Origin of the sequence: Mesorhizobium sp. M0587 (assembly GCF_040320945.1) — a bacterium.
Lineage (GTDB): Bacteria > Pseudomonadota > Alphaproteobacteria > Rhizobiales > Rhizobiaceae > Mesorhizobium.
Window position 1 is genome coordinate 72,420 of record NZ_JAMYQP010000023.1, and the last position, 20,602, is coordinate 93,021.

The 20,602-nt window shown below is 63.5% G+C and carries 21 protein-coding genes; 20 read left to right on the forward strand and 1 reads right to left on the reverse strand.

The genetic code is table 11. The features are described 5' to 3' along the window. Positions 1-324: 324 nt before the first annotated feature. From NKI49_RS20580 to trmB, 18 genes are all read left to right on the forward strand, one after another. A complete protein-coding gene (locus tag NKI49_RS20580; RefSeq protein ID WP_352604813.1) occupies positions 325-1,614 on the forward strand; it encodes an imelysin family protein in 1,290 nt (429 codons plus the stop codon). 112 nt (positions 1,615-1,726) lie between these two features. Continuing rightward, a complete protein-coding gene (locus tag NKI49_RS20585; protein ID WP_352604811.1) occupies positions 1,727-2,038 on the forward strand; it encodes a (2Fe-2S)-binding protein in 312 nt (103 codons plus the stop codon). Beyond that, entirely contained in the window at positions 2,004-2,489 is a 486-nt protein-coding gene (bfr, locus tag NKI49_RS20590) for a bacterioferritin (protein ID WP_352604809.1), read from the forward strand. The genes NKI49_RS20585 and bfr overlap by 35 nt, the downstream gene beginning before the upstream one ends. Before the next feature lie 12 nt (positions 2,490-2,501). Beyond that, positions 2,502-4,097: a di-heme oxidoreductase family protein gene (locus NKI49_RS20595; RefSeq protein ID WP_352604807.1), complete on the forward strand. Its 1,596-nt coding sequence runs from the start codon at positions 2,502-2,504 to the stop codon at positions 4,095-4,097. Continuing rightward, entirely contained in the window at positions 4,097-5,176 is a 1,080-nt protein-coding gene (locus NKI49_RS20600) for an imelysin family protein (RefSeq protein ID WP_352695743.1), read from the forward strand. Before NKI49_RS20595 ends, NKI49_RS20600 begins: the two co-directional genes overlap by 1 nt. 259 nt (positions 5,177-5,435) lie before the next feature. Next, positions 5,436-6,542, forward strand: coding sequence for a DUF1513 domain-containing protein (locus tag NKI49_RS20605; protein WP_352604803.1), 1,107 nt, complete (start codon positions 5,436-5,438; stop codon positions 6,540-6,542). Positions 6,543-6,643: 101 nt separating this feature from the next. Further along, positions 6,644-7,321 carry a tRNA (adenosine(37)-N6)-threonylcarbamoyltransferase complex dimerization subunit type 1 TsaB gene (gene tsaB, locus NKI49_RS20610; RefSeq protein ID WP_352604801.1) on the forward strand — a complete coding sequence of 226 codons (678 nt, stop codon included), beginning with the start codon at positions 6,644-6,646 and terminating at the stop codon, positions 7,319-7,321. A gap of 58 nt (positions 7,322-7,379) precedes the next feature. Next, positions 7,380-7,874, forward strand: a complete 495-nt coding sequence (gene rimI, locus NKI49_RS20615) for a ribosomal protein S18-alanine N-acetyltransferase (protein ID WP_352604799.1) — start codon at positions 7,380-7,382, stop codon at positions 7,872-7,874. A gap of 26 nt (positions 7,875-7,900) precedes the next feature. Further along, the gene (olsA, locus tag NKI49_RS20620) at positions 7,901-8,701 is read left to right on the forward strand and encodes a lyso-ornithine lipid O-acyltransferase (protein ID WP_352604797.1); all 801 of its coding nucleotides are present in this window, start codon (positions 7,901-7,903) and stop codon (positions 8,699-8,701) included. Positions 8,702-8,786: 85 nt separating this feature from the next. After that, positions 8,787-10,196: a tRNA (N6-isopentenyl adenosine(37)-C2)-methylthiotransferase MiaB gene (gene miaB / locus NKI49_RS20625; RefSeq protein ID WP_352604795.1), complete on the forward strand. Its 1,410-nt coding sequence runs from the start codon at positions 8,787-8,789 to the stop codon at positions 10,194-10,196. An 83-nt stretch (positions 10,197-10,279) separates the two neighbouring features. Beyond that, positions 10,280-11,272: a PhoH family protein gene (locus NKI49_RS20630; RefSeq protein WP_027026620.1), complete on the forward strand. Its 993-nt coding sequence runs from the start codon at positions 10,280-10,282 to the stop codon at positions 11,270-11,272. An 18-nt stretch (positions 11,273-11,290) separates the two neighbouring features. Then, positions 11,291-11,797, forward strand: coding sequence for an rRNA maturation RNase YbeY (gene ybeY, locus NKI49_RS20635; protein ID WP_352604793.1), 507 nt, complete (start codon positions 11,291-11,293; stop codon positions 11,795-11,797). Between the two features lie 28 nt (positions 11,798-11,825). Further along, entirely contained in the window at positions 11,826-12,902 is a 1,077-nt protein-coding gene (locus NKI49_RS20640; RefSeq protein WP_352604791.1) for a hemolysin family protein, read from the forward strand. A gap of 16 nt (positions 12,903-12,918) precedes the next feature. Beyond that, a complete protein-coding gene (locus tag NKI49_RS20645) occupies positions 12,919-13,389 on the forward strand; it encodes a VOC family protein (protein ID WP_352604789.1) in 471 nt (156 codons plus the stop codon). A gap of 93 nt (positions 13,390-13,482) precedes the next feature. Beyond that, a complete protein-coding gene (gene lnt / locus NKI49_RS20650; RefSeq protein WP_352604787.1) occupies positions 13,483-15,075 on the forward strand; it encodes an apolipoprotein N-acyltransferase in 1,593 nt (530 codons plus the stop codon). A gap of 138 nt (positions 15,076-15,213) precedes the next feature. Beyond that, on the forward strand, positions 15,214-15,633 hold the full coding sequence (locus tag NKI49_RS20655; RefSeq protein ID WP_352604785.1) for a helix-turn-helix domain-containing protein: 420 nt from the start codon (positions 15,214-15,216) through the stop codon (positions 15,631-15,633). Between the two features lie 169 nt (positions 15,634-15,802). Next, the gene (metK, locus tag NKI49_RS20660) at positions 15,803-17,068 is read left to right on the forward strand and encodes a methionine adenosyltransferase (RefSeq protein WP_352604783.1); all 1,266 of its coding nucleotides are present in this window, start codon (positions 15,803-15,805) and stop codon (positions 17,066-17,068) included. 27 nt (positions 17,069-17,095) lie between these two features. Beyond that, the gene (gene trmB / locus NKI49_RS20665) at positions 17,096-17,797 is read left to right on the forward strand and encodes a tRNA (guanine(46)-N(7))-methyltransferase TrmB (RefSeq protein ID WP_352604781.1); all 702 of its coding nucleotides are present in this window, start codon (positions 17,096-17,098) and stop codon (positions 17,795-17,797) included. A gap of 63 nt (positions 17,798-17,860) precedes the next feature. Here trmB and NKI49_RS20670 read toward each other — a convergent pair whose 3' ends face one another. After that, positions 17,861-18,025: a hypothetical protein gene (locus NKI49_RS20670; protein WP_352604779.1), complete on the reverse strand. Its 165-nt coding sequence runs from the start codon at positions 18,023-18,025 to the stop codon at positions 17,861-17,863. Positions 18,026-18,313: 288 nt separating this feature from the next. On the opposite strand from NKI49_RS20670, the gene rimP reads away from it, so the two are divergent. Together rimP and nusA are read left to right on the forward strand one after the other, a co-directional pair. Continuing rightward, entirely contained in the window at positions 18,314-18,949 is a 636-nt protein-coding gene (gene rimP, locus NKI49_RS20675; RefSeq protein WP_352604777.1) for a ribosome maturation factor RimP, read from the forward strand. 48 nt (positions 18,950-18,997) lie between these two features. After that, entirely contained in the window at positions 18,998-20,593 is a 1,596-nt protein-coding gene (nusA, locus tag NKI49_RS20680) for a transcription termination factor NusA (protein WP_027026611.1), read from the forward strand. Positions 20,594-20,602: the final 9 nt, after the last annotated feature.

The window sequence follows — 20,602 nt, forward strand, 5'->3', positions numbered from 1 at the left end:
ACAGTACGGCGGAGAAGTCGGTGCAGGGCAGGGTCTAAAGTTGACTATCTCAGTTTAGAATAATTCTAAACTGTTGTTTCGATTGGTTTTTCCTGTCGATTTTCGTTGACTTCCAGCGGCGTCGCAGCTTTATGGACGCTCGCGCGTCAGCGCACCCCTTTGATGTCTGGGCCTTGAACCCTTTCGATTGGAGGCATTTCGATGTCTTTCTTCCGCGAACCGCGCGACGGTGCGGCATCCTTTGTGCCCCGTGGCATGCACATGGCCCTGCGCCGGTTGCCGCGCGCGCCTTTTACGGAATTTCCGAGAAACTGGAGAACGATAATGACAGCACGATATGGCGGCAGGCTTGCGGCGATCGGTGCCACGGCCCTGCTGACGGCGGCGGTGTTCGTGCTGCCTGCCAAGGCGGAAACCGACCCCAAGGCGGTGATCAAGGCCTATTCCGACATCGCGCTGGCCAAATATGAGGATTCGCTGACCACGGCGCAGGCCCTCGACAAGGCGGTCGACGCCCTGCTTGCCACGCCGTCGGCGGACACGCTCAACGCCGCCCGCGAGGCTTGGAAGGCATCGCGCGCTCCCTATCAGCAGACCGAAGTCTACCGCTTCGGCAACAAGATCGTCGACGACTGGGAAGGCAAGGTGAATTCCTGGCCGCTGGACGAGGGCCTGATCGATTATGTAGCCAAGAGCTACGGCACCGAATCGGACGCGAATTCGCTCTACACGGCCAATGTGATCGCCAATAAGGAGATCGAGATCAACGGCAAGAAGGTCGATGCTTCGAAGCTTTCGCCGGAATTCCTTTCCGGCACGCTGCAGGGGGCTGGCGGCATCGAGGCCAATGTCGCCACCGGCTATCACGCCATCGAATTCCTGCTCTGGGGCCAGGATCTGCACGGCACCGGCCCGGGCGCCGGCGAGCGTCCGTACACAGACTACGACCTCAAGAATTGCACCGGCGGCAATTGCGACCGTCGTGCCCAGTATCTGAAGTCGGCCAGCGATCTTCTGGTTTCCGACCTTCAGGAGATGGTCGGCAATTGGGAGGAAAATGGTGCCGCTCGCAAGGCCCTCGTCGACGGCGAGCCGAACACCGCCATCTCGACGATCTTCACCGGCATGGGTTCGCTGTCCTACGGCGAACTGGCTGGCGAGCGCATGAAGCTCGGCCTGCTGCTGCACGATCCGGAAGAAGAGCATGACTGCTTTTCCGACAACACCTACAACTCGCATCTCTACGACGCCATCGGCATCCGCGCCGCCTATCACGCCAGCTACGTCAGGCTCGACGGCACCGTCGTTTCGGGACCGTCGGTGGCCGACATGGTGAAGGCTGTCGATCCGGCCATTGACAAGGAATTGTCGGACAAGCTCGATGTCACCGTCGCCAAAATGGAGGCGATCAAGGCGCGGGCGCTGGCCGGCGAGGCCTATGACCAGCAGATCGCCGAGGGCAATGCGGAAGGCAACGCCACCGTGCAGGCGGCGATCGACGCGCTGGTCGACCAGACCAAGTCGATCGAACGTGCGGTCGGCTCCCTGAAACTCAATGCCATCGCCTTCGAGGGCTCGGACAGCCTCGACGCGCCCGACAAGGTGTTCAAGTAAGCCGCGAGAAACGGCACCTGATCCGGAGCCGGACAATCGGCTTCGCGACAGGTGCCGGTAAGAAATCAAGCCACACGGCGCGGAGGGCGCCGTCAGCCATCCGAGTACCACAATGCTGATCTGCCATTGCAACATCATCACCGAAAGGGAGATAGAGCAGACGATCATCGGTCTGCTGGACCAGGATCCCTGGCAGCTCATTGTTCCGGCGAAGGTTTACCACGCCATGCAAAAGCGTGGTCGCTGTTGCGGCTGCTTCCCAAATGTGGTCGAAACGATTATTCGGGTCACCGAAAATTACCACGCCCGCTCGGAGGCGAGCGGCGTGGACATCGTTTCACACCTGGATCGCGTCAGAGGCCTGCGCGTCCAATACGGGAGCAGAATTCATGAAAGGCGATCCGCGGATCATCGAGCGGCTTAACGAGGCGCTTTTTCTGGAGCTCGGAGCGGTCAATCAGTACTGGGTGCATTTCCGCCTGCTGGAAGATTGGGGATACGCCAAGCTGGCCAAGAAGGAGCGGGCGGAATCCATCGAGGAGATGCACCATGCCGACCGGCTCGTGGCCCGCATCATCTTCCTGGAGGGCCATCCGAACCTGCAATCCGTGGCGCCGCTGCGCATCGGGCAGAATGTCAAGGAAGTGCTCGAATCCGATCTCGCCGGCGAATATGACGCGCGTACCGCCTACAAGCGCTCGCGCGAGATCTGCAATGAAGCGGGCGACTACGTGTCCATGAAACTGTTCGAGGAACTGCTTGCCGACGAGGAAGGCCACATCGATTTCCTCGAAACGCAACTCGATCTGCTTGCCTCGATCGGCGAGGAAAAATACGGCCAGCTCAACGCCGCATCGGCGGACGAGGCGGAGTAAGGGCATGCTGGAATGCGGCGCCCCTTAGAGTTCTCGCGCCGCTTGCGGCGGGCCCAAGGCTCGCCGCCCCTTCAGAAAACACCGGCCGGACTGGCTCGTGGGCGCTGCGTCTTCGTCGCCGTGGCGCTCGCCTCGTCGGCGATGGCCGGCGAGCTTTCCGGTCTCGCCACCAGCCGCACCGACCTGAATGCGAAGGATCAGGCCCGCGTCACCGCCGTCACCCGGCCGACGTCGGATTTTTCCAGGCCCGAGCAGTTCGAACTGATGCAAGGTGGCGCCGGGACGTCCAGAAAGGACGTCAATCGGGATGCTTTTTCGCAGTCCTCGGCCAACATCACTTTCGAGGAAGAGGGCAGCTTCAAGCTCGGCAACGCCCTGTTCCGCAAGAACTGGGTGTCGTCGCCGTCATCGACGCAGGCGTCGGACGGGCTCGGCCCGCTGTTCAACGAACGCGCCTGCCAGAACTGCCATTTGAAGGATGGCCGTGGCCGGCCGCCGCAAGGTGATGTTGGTACCACCTCGATGTTCCTGCGGCTGGCACGCGAGGCGAGCACCGAGGAGGAGAAAGCCCAGCTTGCCGACCACAAGGCGCTCAACTTCCCCGACCCGGTCTACGGCAGCCAATTGCAGGAGCTGGCCGTGGCCGGCCTGCGCGGCGAAGGCAGCATGCATGTCGATTACCAGGAACGGAAGATGACGCTGGCGGACGGCAGCGTGATTTCCTTGCGCAAGCCCAGCTATTCGGTCACCGATCTTGGCGACGGGCCGCTCGATCCGCGCACCACGCTGTCGCCGCGCCTGACGCCGCCGATGATCGGCCTCGGCCTGATAGAGCTGATCGCGCCGGCGGATATTCTTCGCCATGCCGACCCCGGCGATCGCGATGGCGACGGCATTTCCGGCAAGCCCAACATCGTGCGCGACGGCCTGAGCGGCGAGCTGACGCTTGGCCGGTTCGGCTGGAAGGCGCAGACGGCGTCGATCCGCCAGCAGGCGGCGGATGCCTTTGCCGGCGACATCGGCATCTCGACGCCCGAAACGCCCAAGCACTGGGGTGACTGCACCGCCGCACAAGCAAAATGCCTCGCCATGCCCAACGGCGTGCAGGAGCGCCTTGGCCCGGTCGAGGCGCCGCTCCCGGTGATGGACCTCGTCACCTTCTATTCGCAGAACCTGGCCGTGCCGGCGCGCCGCGACCTCGATGCGCCGGCTGTGCTCGCCGGCAAGAAACTGTTTTACGAGATCGGCTGCGTTTCCTGCCACACGCCGAAATTCGTCACCCGCCGCGATGCGCCCAACAAGGCGCAGGCCTTCCAGCTGGTCTGGCCCTATTCCGACTTCCTGCTGCACGACATGGGACCTGATTTGGCCGACGGCCAGGCCGTGGGTGACGCGACGGGCGGCGAGTGGCGCACCCCGCCACTATGGGGTATTGGCTTGACGAAAACGGTCAACGGCAACTCGTTCTTTCTGCACGATGGACGTGCATGCAGCCTGACCGAGGCGATCCTCTGGCATGGCGGCGAGGCGCAAAAGGCGCGCGACCGCTTTGCCGCGGCAGACGCAAGCGATCGGGCCGCGCTGGTCAAATTCCTGGAGTCACTTTGATGCTGAAGCGTTGCGCGCTGTTTCTCGTTCTTCCGTTTGTTCTCTTGGGCGCCGCGCCGGCACCGGCAGCGGTGAAAGCCTCCGAAATCATCCAGCGCGCGATCGACGGCTTTGTCCGCCCGGCCTATGCCAGCCTGCATGACCATGCCGGTCGTCTGACCGAGGCGATGCACGCGCTTTGCCAGGCACCCTCGCAAAAGCATCTCGATGCGGCGCGCGCCGGGTTTTCGGCCACGGTCGAAGCCTGGTCGTCAGCCGAAATCAGCGGCTTCGGGCCGATCAAGGAGAACAACCGGCTGGAGCGCATGCTGTTCTGGCCCGATCGCAAGAGCATCGGCCTGAAACAGGTTCAGGCAGCGCTTTCGGCCAAGGACGCGACCGCCACCGACCCGGCTCAACTGGCCGGCAAGAGCGTTGCCATGCAAGGGCTGGGCGCGCTGGAATTCGTGCTTTTCGGCGATGGCGCCGATGCGCTGACCGGCAAGGGCGATGCCTATCGTTGCGCCTATGGCGCGGCTGTCGCCGGCAACATTGAAACGATGGCTTCCGATGTCAGCGCGGCCTGGAACAGGCCGGACGGCTTTGCGGCCCTTTGGGCCAATCCGGGGCCGCAGAACGCGTTATACCGCGACGGCAACGAGGCGGTGACCGAGCTGGTCGGCGTCTTCATCAACGAGCTGGAAATGGTTCGCGACGTGCGCCTGAAAGGGTTTTTCGGCGCCAGGCCGGACGCCGACAAGCCGAAGCAAGCGATCTACTGGCGCTCGCAAAACACCACCAATTCGCTTGCCGGCAATCTTTCCGGCATCGATACGCTGTTCCAGGCATCTAAGCTTGGCGACGCGCTGCCGCCCGACGCGCGCTGGATGGCCGAATCGATCCATATCCAGCTGGTCAACGGTGTCGCCACCGCCAAGGCCATCAACGGCCCGATCGACAAGGCTCTCGCCGATCCGGCGCTGCGTGAAAAACTCGATCATTTCGCGCTGATCACCTCCAGCCTGTCGACCTTGATCGGCACCAGGCTGACCGCCGAATTCGGCCTGACCGCGGGGTTCTCCTCGCTGGATGGGGACTGAGGGTGACCTTGAGATTGGCCGAAACGCCCACAGCTTCGTCATTCTGGGGCGAAGCAAGGAGCGAAGCGACGCGGCGCAGACCCCAGGATCCATGCCGCGACCGCAACGCGTTGCAACGGTTCAGAATTCTACTCGGCTGCATTCCTCGGCCAAAGGCACGGCATGGATCCTTGGGTCTCCGCGACGGAGCTGCGCTCCTGCTCCGCCCAAGGATGACGAAATCTGAGATGCCTCGGCCTGTATTCTCCGGGAGCGTCTGATGAAAACCTCTCTCGTCGACCGTCGCGATTTCCTCAAGGCCGCAGGCCTCGGTTTTGCTGCCGCAATGGCGCCTCCGGCCTGGGCGGACACGCTCGCGGCGGATGCCGTCTTCGCCACCGCCTTCGTCAAGCGTGACGGCAGCTATGGCGCCGCCGTCCTGTCCGAGGCCGGCAAGGTGCTGCATGCGATCGACCTGCCCGATCGCGGCCACGACGTCACCTTCGATCCAATATCGAAGCGTTCGGTGGTCTTCGCCCGCCAGCCCGGGACTTTTGCCGTCGTTTTCGACTATTCGGGCCGCGACGAACCGCTAACCATCGCCAGCATCGCCGGCCGGCATTTCTTCGGCCACGGCGTATTCTCACCCGACGGCGCCTTGCTCTATGCCACCGAGAACGATTTCGACAACGCGGCCGGCGTCGTCGGCGTCTATGACGCGCGGGCGAAATTCAGCCGCGTCGGGGAATTCCCGACCTACGGCATGGGGCCGCATGAACTCTTGCTCCTGGGCGATGGCAGGACGATTGCCGTTGCCAATGGCGGCATCGAGACCCATCCCGACTATGGCCGCGCCGAACTCAACATCGCCACCATGAAGCCGTCCTATGTGCTCATCGACCGCGTCACCGGCGACCTCATCGAGAAGCACGAATTACCGGCGGTGCTGCACCAGCTGTCGATCCGCCACATGGACGCCGACCAGACAGGCACCGTCTGGTTCGGTTGCCAGTACAGGGGACCCGGCACCGATCGCCCGCTGCTCGTCGGCCGCGCGGCGCGCGGCAAGGATTTGCAGCTCCTCGACATGCCGCAGGATACCTTGTCCGGCTTCCGCAACTATATCGGCTCGGTCGCCGCCAACCCGGTTGCCGGCACCGTCGCGGTCTCGTCGCCGGAAGGCAATTCGCTGGTCGTGATCGATGCGCCGAGCGGGCGGGTCGTCTCGTCGAACGCACTGGTCGAGGTCTGCGGACTGGCGCCCGACGGAGCGGGTTTCATGGCCACCACGGGCACCGGCGAAATCGTCGAGGGCAGCGGTGCGACACGATCCGAGCCGGACTATGTCTGGGACAACCACATGCTGCGCATCGAGACGGCGGTGTAGACAACGGGCCGAAGCGAAGCCGCTTAACAAATTACGCACTATCCCCTTGCGGTGGCGCGCCGTGGCGGGCACAGGGAATTGTTTTTCGAACCGGTCGTTTCATGAGATTGCTTGCCATCGACTGTGCCGCCAACCTCTGCGCCGCCTGCGTCTATGACGCGGCGGCGAAGCGGGAGCTTGGCCGTCAGGTGCTCGATCTCGGCAAGGGCCACGCCGAGCACCTGATGGCCGTCATCGCTGAAGCGCTGAAGGCAAGCGCAATCCAATATGGCGATCTGGGCGCCATCGCCGTTTCCGTCGGCCCCGGTTCCTTCACCGGTCTGCGCGTCGGTGTCTCGACCGCGCGCGGCCTTGCGCTGGCGTTGAAAATTCCAGCGATCGGGGTAACGACGCTCGAGGCGCTGGCCGCCGAGGCCGCCGCTGCATTTCCCGACCGTGCCGTGCTTGCGGCGCTGGATGCCGGGCGCGAGGAAATCCACGCCGCCCTGTACGATGAAATGTCGTCTTTGACTTACGGTCCAGCGGTTATTACATTGAACGACGCCGTCGCCATGGCGACGGAAAATTCTTCAGTGCTGGCCGGAACCGCTGCGACGCAGATCGCCATCTCGGCCGGGCGCGCCTTCGAAACCGGTCCCGAGACGGCCACCGCCGACATCGTCACCTATGCCCGCCTGGCAGCCGCCAAGGGCGAGGGCGAGAGGCCGAAACCGCTCTATCTGCGCGGCGCCGACGCCAAGCCGCAGGCCGGGTTCATGCTTTCAAGGCTGAGATCATGATCCCGAAAGGTGGAAGCCGGTTTTCCGAAAATATGGTCAAACAAGAAAACGAAAAATAATGCGCATACCTTTTCTCCAAACACGCCGCCGGGACTATGCCCTGGAGCCGCTGAAGACTACCGACAGTCCGGCGGTCTCGCTGCTGCACCGCGAGGATTTTGTCCGGCCCTGGACCGACGGTGAGTTCGCAGCCTTGCTCGAACAGGACACCGTGTTCGGCTACGCCGCGCGTGAGACCGGCCAGGGCGCCAAGCCGCCGGTCGGCTTCATCCTGGCCAGGCTGGCGGCCGGCGAGGGCGAGATCCTGACCGTCGCAGTGGCGCGATCCCATCGCCGGCAGGGGCTGGGCTGGCAGTTGATGGATGCGGTGCTGCGCGAACTGCACGCGCAACGCGCCGAAGCGCTGTTCCTGGAAGTCGACGAGACCAACGTCGCCGCGATCGCGCTTTACCGGCGGCTGGGGTTCCGCGAAGTCGGCAAGCGTCCGGACTACTACAAGTCGCCCGATCGCGGGCCGACCGGCGCGCTTGTCATGCGCCGCGATCTTCGCTAGCCAGAGGCGGGTAGGGCTAGGACAGCATGATCGGAAAAATCAGGATTTTCCTGGCGCTGGGCCTCGTCGTCGCCGGCTCGCTGGTGCTGGTGCCATTGCAGATCCTGTCGATGAAGACCGGTTGGTGGCCGGAAACCTTCATCCTCAAGATCTGGCACAGGATGATCATCAGGGCGCTCGGCATGCGCATCCACGTCAAGGGCGCGCTGTCGACCGGACGCCCGTTGCTGGTGGCGGCCAATCATATCTCCTGGACCGACATCATGGTGCTCGGCTCGATGGTCGACGTGAAATTCATCGCCAGGGCGGATATGGAAGGGTGGCCGCTGATCGGCATGCTGTCGAAATTGCAGCGCACCGTCTTCATCGAGCGCGAGCGCAAGCGCTCCTCGGGCGACCAGGCCAGCGAGATCGGCAGCCGCATGGCCAAGGGTGACGCCATGGTGCTGTTCGCCGAAGGCTCGACCGGCGACGGCAACATCATGCTGCCGTTCAAGAGCACGCTGTTCGGCGCTGCCTCGATGGCGATTTCGGAAGGAGCCGCCGAACAGGTGTTCATCCAGCCGGTGGCGATCGCCTATACGCGTCTGCATGGCGTGCCCATGGGCCGCCGACATCGGCCGATCGCGGCATGGATCGGCGACGAGGACCTGATGCCGCATCTCAAGGTGCTGATGGCGCAAGGCGGGCTCGATGTTGAAGTGCATTTCGGCGAGCCGATCGCATTTTCCAGGGGCTCCAGCCGCAAGGAAACGGCCAAGCTGATGGAAAGCCGGGTGCGCGAAATGATGCAGGCGGCGCTCGCCGATCCACGTCCGAGCCGGTAAGCGGGCTGAGCGCCAACCGTACGGACGATGGCCGCATTGGAGAATCGTCTGTTTTTTGTCACGGAAAGGCGTTAGAAGCCGCCAGATGGACTTGAACACGATAGAACGCGACGACATCGACGCTGCCGGTAAAGGAGTGGCCGTGCCGGCCGGGGCGACCAGGAAGGTCTTTATCAAGACCTATGGCTGCCAGATGAACGTCTATGATTCACAGCGCATGAGCGATGCGCTGGCCGCCGACGGCTATACCGCCACCGATGCCATCGGCGAGGCCGATCTGGTGCTGCTCAACACCTGCCACATCAGGGAAAAGGCGGCCGAAAAGGTCTATTCCGAACTCGGCCGCATCCGCGATATGAAGGCAGAACGCGCCGGAGCCGGCCGTGGGATGCTGGTCGGCGTCGCCGGTTGCGTCGCCCAGGCCGAAGGCGCCGAGATCATTCGCCGTTCGCCGGCCGTCGATCTGGTCATCGGTCCGCAGACCTATCACCGCCTGCCCGACGTGCTGGCCAGGGTGCGCGGCGGCGAGAAGATCGTCGAGACCGACTACGCCGTCGAGGACAAATTCGAGCATTTGCCGCAGCCCAGGCGCGCCGAGCTCATCAAGCGCGGCGTCACCGCGTTCCTGACCGTGCAGGAAGGTTGCGACAAGTTCTGCACCTTCTGCGTCGTGCCCTACACCAGGGGCTCGGAAGTGTCGCGGCCGGTGGCGCAGATCGTCGCGGAGGCCGAGCGTCTGGCGCAAGCAGGCGTGCGCGAGGTCACGCTGCTCGGCCAGAACGTCAATGCCTGGCATGGCCAGGGCGAGAATGGCGAGGAGTGGGGCCTTGGACGGCTGCTGTTCAGGCTGGCCGAGATTCCCGGCCTGGCGCGGCTGCGCTACACCACCAGCCACCCGCGTGACATGGATGATGAACTGATCGCGGCCCATCGCGACCTGCCGTCGCTGATGCCTTATTTGCATCTGCCGGTGCAATCCGGCTCCGATCGCATCTTGAAGGCCATGAACCGCAGGCACACCGCGAAGGATTATCTCAAACTGCTCGGCCGCATCCGCACTGCGCGTCCGGATATCGCGCTTTCCGGCGATTTCATCGTCGGCTTCCCCGGGGAGACCGAAGCGGATTTCGAGGCGACCATGGAGCTGGTGCGCCAGGTGAACTACGCCTCGGCCTTTTCGTTCAAATATTCGCCGCGTCCCGGAACGCCGGGCGCCGACATGCCCGACCATGTGCCGGAAACGGTCAAGGACGAACGCCTCCAGCGGCTGCAGGCGCTGCTCCTGAAGCAGCAGCAGGATTTTGGTTCCAGCCTGGTCGGCAGCACCATCGATACGCTGATCGAGAAGCCCGGCCGCCAGGCCGGCCAGAAGGTCGGCCGCTCGCCTTGGCTGCAACCAGTTATTGTTGATGAAAACGCCGGCGAAATCGGTGACATTATCAAGGTGCGAATCACGAAGACGGGCTACAATAGCCTGTTCGCCGAATTGGCCTGATGGTCTCGGCAGATGAGGAGAGACGGTTGAGCGCAGCGGAGCTGAAGAATCTGCCCCCGGTACCGGCATCTGGGGCTTCTGACATGGCGCATATCGTTCTGACGTTCGACAACAATAAGCTTGCCAGCGCCCTGTATGGCCAGTTTGACGAAAATCTCGCCCGGCTCGAGCAGAAACTCGGCGTCGATATCCGTTCGCGCGGCAATCAGCTGACCATCAAGGGGTCCGCTTCGGCCGCCGAACAAGCACGCCGGGCGCTGGACAACCTCTATGGTATTCTCCAGAAAGGCGTCGATATCGGCCAGTCCGACGTCGACGGCGCCGTGCGCATGGCGGTCGCCGCCGATGATCAGCTGACGTTGCCGACGCTGGAGCGCAAGGGCAAGGTCTCAGCCGCGCAGATCGCTACCCGCAAGAAGACGATCTATGCCCGCTCGCTCACCCAGGACGCCTATATGCGGGCGCTGGAGCGGTCGGAGTTGGTGTTCGGCATCGGTCCAGCCGGCACCGGCAAGACCTATCTGGCGGTGGCGCATGCGGCGATGCTGCTCGAACGCGGCATGGTCGAGCGCATCGTGCTGTCGCGGCCTGCCGTCGAGGCCGGCGAGCGGCTGGGCTTCCTGCCCGGCGACATGAAGGAGAAGGTCGATCCCTATCTGCGGCCGCTCTACGATGCGCTCTACGACATGATGCCGGCCGACAAGGTTGAACGTGCGATTGCCGCCGAGGTGATCGAGATCGCGCCGCTCGCCTTCATGCGCGGCCGCACGCTGGCGCATGCCGCGGTCATCCTCGACGAGGCGCAGAACACCACGCCGATGCAGATGAAGATGTTCCTGACCCGTCTCGGCGAAAACTCGCGCATGATCGTCACCGGCGATCCGACCCAGATCGACTTGCCGCAGAACACCAAGTCCGGACTGGTCGAGGCGCTCAGGATCCTCGACGGCGTGACCGGCATGGTGACCGTTCGGTTCAACGAGGGCGACGTCGTCAGGCACCCGCTGGTTGCCGAGATCGTCAAGGCCTATGACCGTGACGGCAAGCTTGCGCGTGGTCTGGGGACCGAAGGCTGATTTTGACCGTGCGGGCCCATGACTGAGTCGCAAAGGCCGAGCGGGGCGGGTTTGCCGCCGCCTGTCGACATCGACCTCATGGTCGAAGCGGGAACCTGGCCGGACGAAGCGGCACTTTCGCGGCTTGTCGAGGGGGCCGCCGCTGCTGCTTTTGCCGAGACGGCTGCGCAGGGGCATTCCGAGCTGAGCATCGTTTTTTCCGACGACGCCCATATCCGCACGCTCAATGCCGGTTGGCGCGGCAAGGACAAGCCGACCAATGTCCTGTCTTTCCCGGCCTTTCCCTTCCCCAAGGGCGGTCCGCTGCCGCCGATGCTCGGCGACATCGTGCTCGCCGCCGAAACCGTGGCGCGCGAAGCGGCACTGGAAGAAAAGCCCTTGGACAACCATATCACCCATCTCGTCATCCATGGCCTGCTGCATTTGCTGGGCTACGATCACGAGACCGACGCGGATGCGGAGGAGATGGAGTCCGTCGAGCGCGCAGCGCTCGCAAGGCTTGCCATTCCCGATCCCTACGCGTAACTACTTCTGACCAATTGACCGGACGACGATGAACGACAAACCAGAGACTGCCGCCCGCCCCGACGCCGGCAGTGCCGCCAAGGCTTCCGATACGTCGGAAGAGGGGTCTAGTCCCAGTACCGTTACCGGCAGCGTTGCCAGCGAGCCTTCGCCTGCCGGCCCTTCCCTGTTCGACCGCGTGCTTGGCCTGTTCAGGCAACGCAACGGAACCAGCCTGCGCGAGGAAATCGCCGGCGCGCTTGCCGAGACGGCAAGCGATGCCGAGTCCTTCTCGCCTGGCGAACGCGCCATGCTCAACAACATCTTGCGCCTACGCGAAGTGCGCGTCGAGGACGTCATGGTGCCGCGCGCCGACGTCCAGGCGGTCGAGATCACGACGACGCTCGGCGACCTCCTGGGCACGTTCGAACAGTCCGGCCATTCCCGCATGCCGGTCTATTCCGAGACGCTCGACGATCCTCGCGGCATGGTCCACATTCGCGACGTGCTGGCCCACATAACCAAGATCGCGCGCGTCAAGAAGGGCCGCACGACCAGGAAGATACTCGCTGCCACGCTTCTCGACCTTGCTCAGGTGGATCTGACGCGCACGATTGGCGACCTGAGTCTGATTCGCCCGGTGCTGTTCGTGCCGCCGTCGATGCTTGCCTCCGACCTGATGGGGCGCATGCAGACGACGCGCACGCAGATGGCGCTCGTCATCGATGAATATGGCGGCACGGATGGGCTTGTCTCGCTCGAGGACATTGTCGAGATGGTGGTCGGCGACATCGAGGACGAGCACGACGACGACGAGCCGATGATCACCCAGGCCGGCGACGGTGTCTTCGTCGTCGATGGCAAGGCCGAAATCGACGACGTCGCCAAGATGATCGGCGGGGACTTCGCCGCCGGCGAACATGGCGAATATGTCGACACGATCGGCGGCATGATCTTCAATACGCTTGGGCGCGTTCCGGCGCGCGGCGAGGTGGTGCAGGCCATTCCCGGCTTCGAATTCCATGTCCTCGACGCCGATCCGCGCCGCGTCAAGCGTGTGCGCATCGTGCAGAGCCAGAAGGGCGAGCGACGCCGGCGCGCCACCGCCCGGACCGAACAGGCCTGAGCGTCCCGCTCGCCCGATGACGGTCGATGACCCGTTCAAGCATTCGAGCCTCGGCTCCGGCGTCTTCTACAGGGATGCTCGTGCCGCGCTTGATTGGCTTGAAGCTGCCTTCGGCTTCGAGCGTAGCATGGTGGTCAGCGATGCCGAGGGAAAGCTCGTCCACTCCGAGATGCGGTTCGGCGACAGCTACATCATCGTCGATTCCGAATGGGCGGACTACATCGCCAGCCCGGCTTCGGTCGCCGGCAAGAACACGCAGTCGGTCTATATCAGGCTGAAGCACGGCCTGGATGCACATTGCGAACGGGCGCGGGCGGCCGGTGCCACCATAATCCAGGAGCCGGCGGACCAGTTCTACGGCGAACGTCAGTATCGGGCGCGCGATCCCGAAGGCCATATCTGGACCTTCACGCAGACCATCCGCTCGGTTTCCCGCGAGGAAGCCGAACAATTGGGCGATCTGCGCATCGAAGGTTGGCACCGGTAGCTGCGTGCCTGAGATGCTGATCATCCGGCGTTTGGAACGCAAGCCGCAGCCTGATAAATCTTGCATCCTGATTCGCACGACTTGGAAGTCTGCATGGAGCGCCTTGGCGGCCGGATAATTCTGCTTTGGGGTTGGCAACGTGCGCTCGTGGCATTCCTGGCCGGGGCGCTGGCGGTGCTTGGCCAGGCGCCGTACGATTTCTTCGCCGCCTGCTTCATCTCGTTTCCGCTGCTGGTCTGGTTGCTCGACGGCGCCACCGGCGAGGCCTCCGGCAACCTGTTGCGTCGCCTGCGTCCTGCCTTCGCCGTCGGTTGGTGGTTCGGCTTCGGCTATTTCCTCGCCGGCCTGTGGTGGATTGGCTCGGCGCTGCTGGTCGAGGCCGACAGCTTTGCCTGGGCGCTTCCCTTGGCCGTGGTCGGCATTCCCTTCGCGCTCGCGTTTTTCTACGGCTTTGCCGCGGTAATCGCCCGATCGCTATGGAGCAACGACATAGGCCGCATCGCTGCCCTGGCGTTCGGCTTCGGCCTGGCCGAGTGGCTGCGCGGTGTGCTGTTCACTGGCTTTCCCTGGAATGCGATCGGTTACGCGGCGATGCCCGTGCCCCTTCTGATGCAGAGCGTCTCGGTGACCGGCATGGCCGGCATGAACGCGCTGGCGGTGTTTGTCTTCGCGCTGCCGGCGCTGCTGGCGGCGCGCCGGCATCTTCGCCTGGGCGCAGCACTGCTTGTCGTTCTCGCCGCCGCCCATGTCGGGTTCGGTTATGCCAGGCTCACCGCCCCGGAAAACACGGCGGCGCAAAGCCTGAATGTCCGCATCGTCCAACCGGCCGTGGATCTGACGGAAAAATGGGACGCCTCGGTGCGCGACCGCATCTTCGCGGTCCTGCTGGGCTTGTCCGCCAAGGCGCCGGAGCCCGGTCACGAAAAGCCGCAACTGATCCTTTGGCCGGAGACCTCGGTGCCGTTCCTCTTCGCCGAGCGGCCGGATGCATTGACGGCGCTGGGCGATATGCTGGGCGCTGGCCAGATGCTGATCGCCGGCGTCGTTCGCGAGGAGGGCGGGTCCGCGGCAGGCGCCGACAGCCGCTACTACAACTCGGTGGTGGCGATCGACGACAAAGGCGAAATCACCGACGCCGTCGACAAGGTCCATCTGGTGCCGTTCGGCGAATACCTGCCTTTTGCCGATCTGCTCGGCCGTTTCGGCATCGAACAACTCGTCGCTGGACCCATGACCTTCACGGCCGGCAACGAGCGCCACGCCATCACGCTGCCCGGCGGCGTCCGCGCCCTGCCATTTATCTGTTATGAGGTGATCTTTCCCGATCTTGTGGCAGTTGACGCAACGTCAGCGCAGCTTATTGTGAACGTCACCAATGATGCGTGGTTCGGCGATACGCCGGGTCCGTATCAGCATTTCAGGCAGGCTCAGATCCGGGCGGTGGAGAATGGATTGCCATTGTTGCGTGCCGCCAACAACGGCATCTCGGCCGTCGTCGACCCGCGCGGACGCATCGTCGACGCGCTGGCGATCGATGCACGCGGAGCCATCGACGCAAAAGTGCCGATCGCCGCGCAGGCGGTCGTTTCCGCCGCCCAGCGGCGCATTAACGGAATGCTGATCATGTTGCTGTTTGCCTTGACCGCGGCCGTGCTTACCGTAAGGCAAAGGCTACGGGTGAATTGACAGTCGACACATTAGAAACTCATACTGTACCGCCCGAAATTTCTCGAAGCCGGTGAATCGTTCTGTTGGGGCAGTCGCCTCCGGCTTGTTTTGGGCAGGAAAAAAATCACAAAGCCGAAAAAATTCGGCGAGGAAAAAATGGCAGAAGACAACAAGAAGAAACCGAATCCGATCGACATTCATGTTGGCAGTCGCATCCGGCTTCGCCGCAACATGTTGGGAATGAGCCAGGAAAAGCTTGGTGAGAATCTCGGTATTACATTTCAGCAGATCCAGAAATATGAAAAGGGCACCAATCGCGTCGGTGCCAGCCGCCTGCAGGCTATAGCTTCCATACTCGGCGTGCCTGTCGCCTTCTTTTTCGAGGATGCGCCTGGCCAGGAGATGGCGGCCAACCGTGGCTTCTCGGAGGATGCGTCGATGGCTTTTGCCGTCGAATTCTGCGGCAGTCCCGAAGGCCTTCAGCTCAACCGGGCCTTTGTCAAGATCGCCGACATCAAAGTGCGGCGGCGAATCATCGACCTGGTGAAATCGCTCGCCGCCGAGGACGTGGACTGATCCCACGGTTCGCTTCAACCCAGCGGTGCCCGGCCGCTGGTGGCACAAGATATCAGTATCGACGTTCATGCCAGAATGGCGGCAACGCTTGACGAGCGGCGCTTTGCCCCGCTAACACGTGGCGCGCCAAATCGGCAGCCTGCCGATCGTTTTTCAAGAGGGGACACCCGTGACGCGGCAGAACTACTTCTTTACCTCGGAATCCGTTGCCGAGGGCCATCCCGACAAAGTTTGTGACCGGATTTCCGACGAGATCGTGGATCTGGTCTATCGCGAAGCCAAGAAGACCGGCATGGACCCGTGGAAGGTCCGTGTCGCCTGCGAGACGCTCGCGACCACCAACCGCGTCGTCATCGCTGGCGAGGTGCGCGTGCCCGATACCTTGCTGAAGAAGGACAAGGCCGGCAACGTCCTCAAGGACGCTGCCGGGCACTCTGTCGTCAACCCGGCGAAGTTCAAATCCGTCGCCCGCAAGGCGATCCGCGAGATCGGCTACGAACAGGCGGGCTTCCACTGGAAGACGGCCAAGATCGAAGTGCTGTTGCACGGCCAGTCGCCCGATATCGGCCAGGGCGTCGACAATGCCGCCGACCGCCAGGGCGAGGAAGGTGCCGGCGACCAGGGCATCATGTTCGGCTATGCCTGCCGCGAGACGCCGGACCTGATGCCGGCGCCGATCTATTACAGCCATAAGATCCTCGAACTCCTGGCTACCGCCCGCCACGAAGGCAATGGCGAGGCGAGCAAGCTCGGGCCTGACGCCAAGAGCCAGGTCACCGTTCGCTACATCGACGGCAAGGCCGCCGAGGCGACGCAGATCGTGCTGTCGACACAGCATCTCGATGCGAGCTGGGATTCGAAGAAGGTCCGCAAGGTCGTCGAACCCTACATCCGCGAGGCGCTTGGCGACCTCAAGATCGCAGACGACTGCATGTGGTACATCAATCCGACCGGCAAGTTCGTCATCGGCGGGCCCGATGGCGACGCCGGGCTGACCGGCCGCAAGATCATCGTCGACACCTATGGCGGCGCGGCGCCCCATGGTGGCGGTGCTTTCTCGGGCAAGGACACCACCAAGGTCGATCGTTCGGCCGCCTATGCGGCGCGCTATCTGGCCAAGAACGTCGTGGCGGCGAAACTCGCCGACCGTTGCACCATCCAGCTTTCCTACGCCATCGGCGTCGCCCAGCCGCTGTCCGTCTATGTCGACCTGCACGGCACCGGCAAGGTCGATGAAGCAAAGCTCGAGGACGCGTTGCGCACCGTGATGGATTTGTCGCCGTCCGGCATCCGGCGGCATCTCGATCTCAACAAGCCGATCTACGCCAAGACATCGTCCTACGGCCATTTCGGCCGCAAGGCTGGCCGTGACGGGTCTTTCTCCTGGGAAAAGACCGATCTCGCCAAGGCGCTCAAGGATGCTGTCGCGGCCTGAAGGCGGCGACAGCACCTGCGTCTTCAGATGAGCTCCGCCGACAGGCCAAGCCGTGCGACCGAAGCCTTCTTCGGCCGTCGGCGCGGCAAGCCCGTTCGCCCACAGCAGGCCGCGGCGCTGGAAAGCGGTCTCGGCGCCTACCGGCTCGACCTGTCGGCTGAAGCGCCGTCGGATCTGCGCACCCTGTTCGAAACAGAGGTTTCGGCTGTTCGCCTCGAGATCGGCTTTGGCGGCGGCGAGCATCTTCTGCATCGCGCCACCGAGGCGCCAGTGGTCGGCTTTATCGGCGTCGAACCCTTCGTCAACGGCATGGCCAAGATGATGATGGCGGTACGGCAGAGACCGCTGCCCAATCTGAGGGTCTATGACGACGACGCCACCCAATTGCTCGACTGGCTGCCGCCGGCCTCGCTCGATGGCATCGATCTTCTCTATCCGGACCCCTGGCCGAAAAAGAAGCATTGGAAGCGGCGTTTCGTCAGCCCGGTCAATCTCGACCGCTTCGCGCGCGTCCTGAAGCCGGGGTCAAAATTCCGCTTCGCGTCCGATATCGACACCTATGTGAACTGGACCTTGCTGCATTGCCGGGCGCATGGCGCCTTTGCGTGGCAAGCCACCGAGGCTGCCGACTGGCACCGCCCTTACGAGGGCTGGCCAGGCACCCGCTACGAGGCGAAGGCCATTCGCGAAGGCCGGCGGCCGGCCTATCTTACCTTCGTCAGGACGTAAGCGGCCATTGCTCCGTCTCCGGCGGCTGCCGGAGCCGGATCGAGCGTCATCCGCCCGCTGGTTTTAGAAGCGGCCGATCTTGTCGAAGACAGCCGGATCCATGCCGAGCTTGCGCAGGTCGTGCGCGCGCGGCTTGCGGCCGGCTTCCACGGCCCGAGATGCGGCAACCGCGCTGCCGAACGTGGTGAAGAGATCGCCTATGGCGGAAAAAACCTTGCGGCTGGTCATTGTCGTGTCCTTTCGCGTGCGGTGACGCGCTATCGTCTTTGTGCAGCGCAACATAGATGGCGCGCTCTGCGGGCGCCAACAAGGGCGGCCGCCGCATGGGCGCCATGCATCCGGCGCAACCCCGACGCGCGCCGCTTTTGTCCGGTTGAACACGGCGGGCTTGAAACACCGGCCGTGTTCGTCTATATCAGCCTCAAATTCTTGGTCGGTATGACGAAGAGTGGGTCCACCCGGTCCCGCTCTTTTTTATTACCTGCCGATAGCTTCGGATAGAGCGACAGGGATTAAATGACGGCAACGGCAAGCGAAGGCGACGACCGCATCATCCGCGAAAGCGGCATCGATGCGCGTATCGCGCTGATCGTCCAACCGGTTCTGCGCGGCATCGGTTTTCGCCTTGTGCGGGTGCATCTGTCCGGCCAGAACGGGCTGACGCTGCAGATCATGGCCGAGCGCGAGGACGGCACCATGACCGTCGAGGATTGCGAAGAGGTAAGCCGTGCCGTGTCGCCGGCGCTCGATGTCGATGATCCGATCGAAAAGGCGTATCATCTTGAAGTCTCGTCGGCCGGCATCGACCGGCCGCTGGTCCGCAAGTCGGATTTCGTGACCTGGACGGGTCATCTGGTGAAGATCGAAACGTCGATCATCGTCGCCGACCGCAAGCGGTTCAAGGGCAAGATCGCCGAAGCCGGTGAAAATGACGTGCTGATCGAGCGCGACAAGGCGGCCTATGGCGAGGAGCCGACGGTGCGCGTGCCTTACGATGCGATCTCCGAGGCGCGCCTGGTCCTGACCGACGATCTCATCCGCGACGCGTTGTCGAAGGACAACAGGGCGCGCAAGGAAGCCAAAAAACGCCGCGGCGAACCGGAGGACGAGATGTCCGAGGACGCCACGGAAGAACGCGAACAGGAAAGTTGATTGAGCTGCCGGGCGCAAAGTCCGGCAAACAGGCTCGGGAGAAAAAACATGGTTGTAAGCGCCAACAGACTTGAACTGCTGCAGATTGCCGACGCGGTCGCGCGCGAAAAGTCGATCGACAAGTCGATCGTCATCGCCGCCATGGCCGACGCGATCCAAAAGGCGGCGCGCTCGCGTTACGGCCAGGAGACCAACATTCGCGCCGACATCAACCCGAACACCGGTGAGATGAAGCTGCAGCGGCTGATGGAAGTGGTCGAGAAGGTCGACGACTACGCCACCCAGATCGCCATCTCCTCGGCGCGCGAGCGCAATCCCGACGCCCAGCTCGGCGACTTCATCGCCGAACAGCTGCCGCCGATGGATTTCGGCCGCATCGCCGCCCAGTCGGCCAAGCAGGTCATCGTGCAGAAGGTGCGCGAGGCCGAGCGCGACCGCCAGTATGACGAATACAAGGACCGCATCGGCGAGATCGTCAACGGCACCGTCAAGCGCGTCGAATATGGCAACGTCATCGTCGATCTCGGCCGTGGCGAGGCGATCATCCGCCGCGACGAGCTGATCCCGCGCGAGAACTACAAATATGGCGACCGCGTCCGTGCCTATGTCTACGACGTGCGCCGCGAGCAGCGCGGCCCGCAGATATTCCTGTCGCGTACCCATCCGCAGTTCATGGCCAAGCTCTTCACCATGGAAGTGCCGGAAATCTATGACGGCATCATCGAAATCAAGTCGGTCGCCCGCGACCCCGGCTCGCGCGCCAAGATCGCCGTCATCTCGCGTGACAGTTCGATCGATCCGGTCGGCGCCTGCGTCGGTATGCGCGGCAGCCGCGTCCAGGCGGTCGTAGGAGAGTTGCAGGGCGAGAAGATCGATATCATTCCCTGGTCGCCCTCGGCCGCATCCTTCATCGTCAACGCGCTGCAGCCGGCCGAAGTCGCCAAGGTGGTGCTCGACGAGGATGCCGAGCGCATCGAGGTGGTGGTTCCCGACGATCAGCTGTCGCTGGCCATCGGCCGCCGCGGCCAGAACGTGCGGCTTGCCTCGCAGCTCACCGGCTGGGATATCGACATCCTGACCGAGGCCGAGGAATCCGAACGCCGCCAGAAGGAATTCGTCGAGCGCTCGTCGCTGTTCATGGAAGCTCTCGACGTCGACGAAATGGTCGGCCAGGTGCTGGCCTCGGAAGGCTTCACCAGCGTCGAGGAAGTCGCTTACGTCGATTCCGGCGAGATCGCCTCGATCGACGGCTTCGACGAGGACACCGCTTCCGAGATCCAGACCCGCGCCCGCGAATATCTGGAGAAGATCGAGGCCGAGCACGACGAGAAGCGCAAGGCGCTGGGCGTCAAGGACGAATTGCGCGAAATCCCCGGCATCACCACCGCCATGCTGGTGACGCTCGGCGAGGACGGCGTCAAGACGATCGAGGATTTCGCCGGCTACGCGGCCGACGACCTCACCGGCTGGAAGGAACGCAAGGACGGCGAGACCAAGGTGTATCCGGGTGTTCTCGCCAGCCATGGCGTGACGCGCGCCGATGCCGAGCAGATGGTTCTGGCTGCCCGCCTCAAAGCTGGCTGGATCACCGAAGACGAGCTTGCAGCCGAAGAAGCATCGGCCGACGAAGCCGTTGGTGCGTGAGGTGAAACC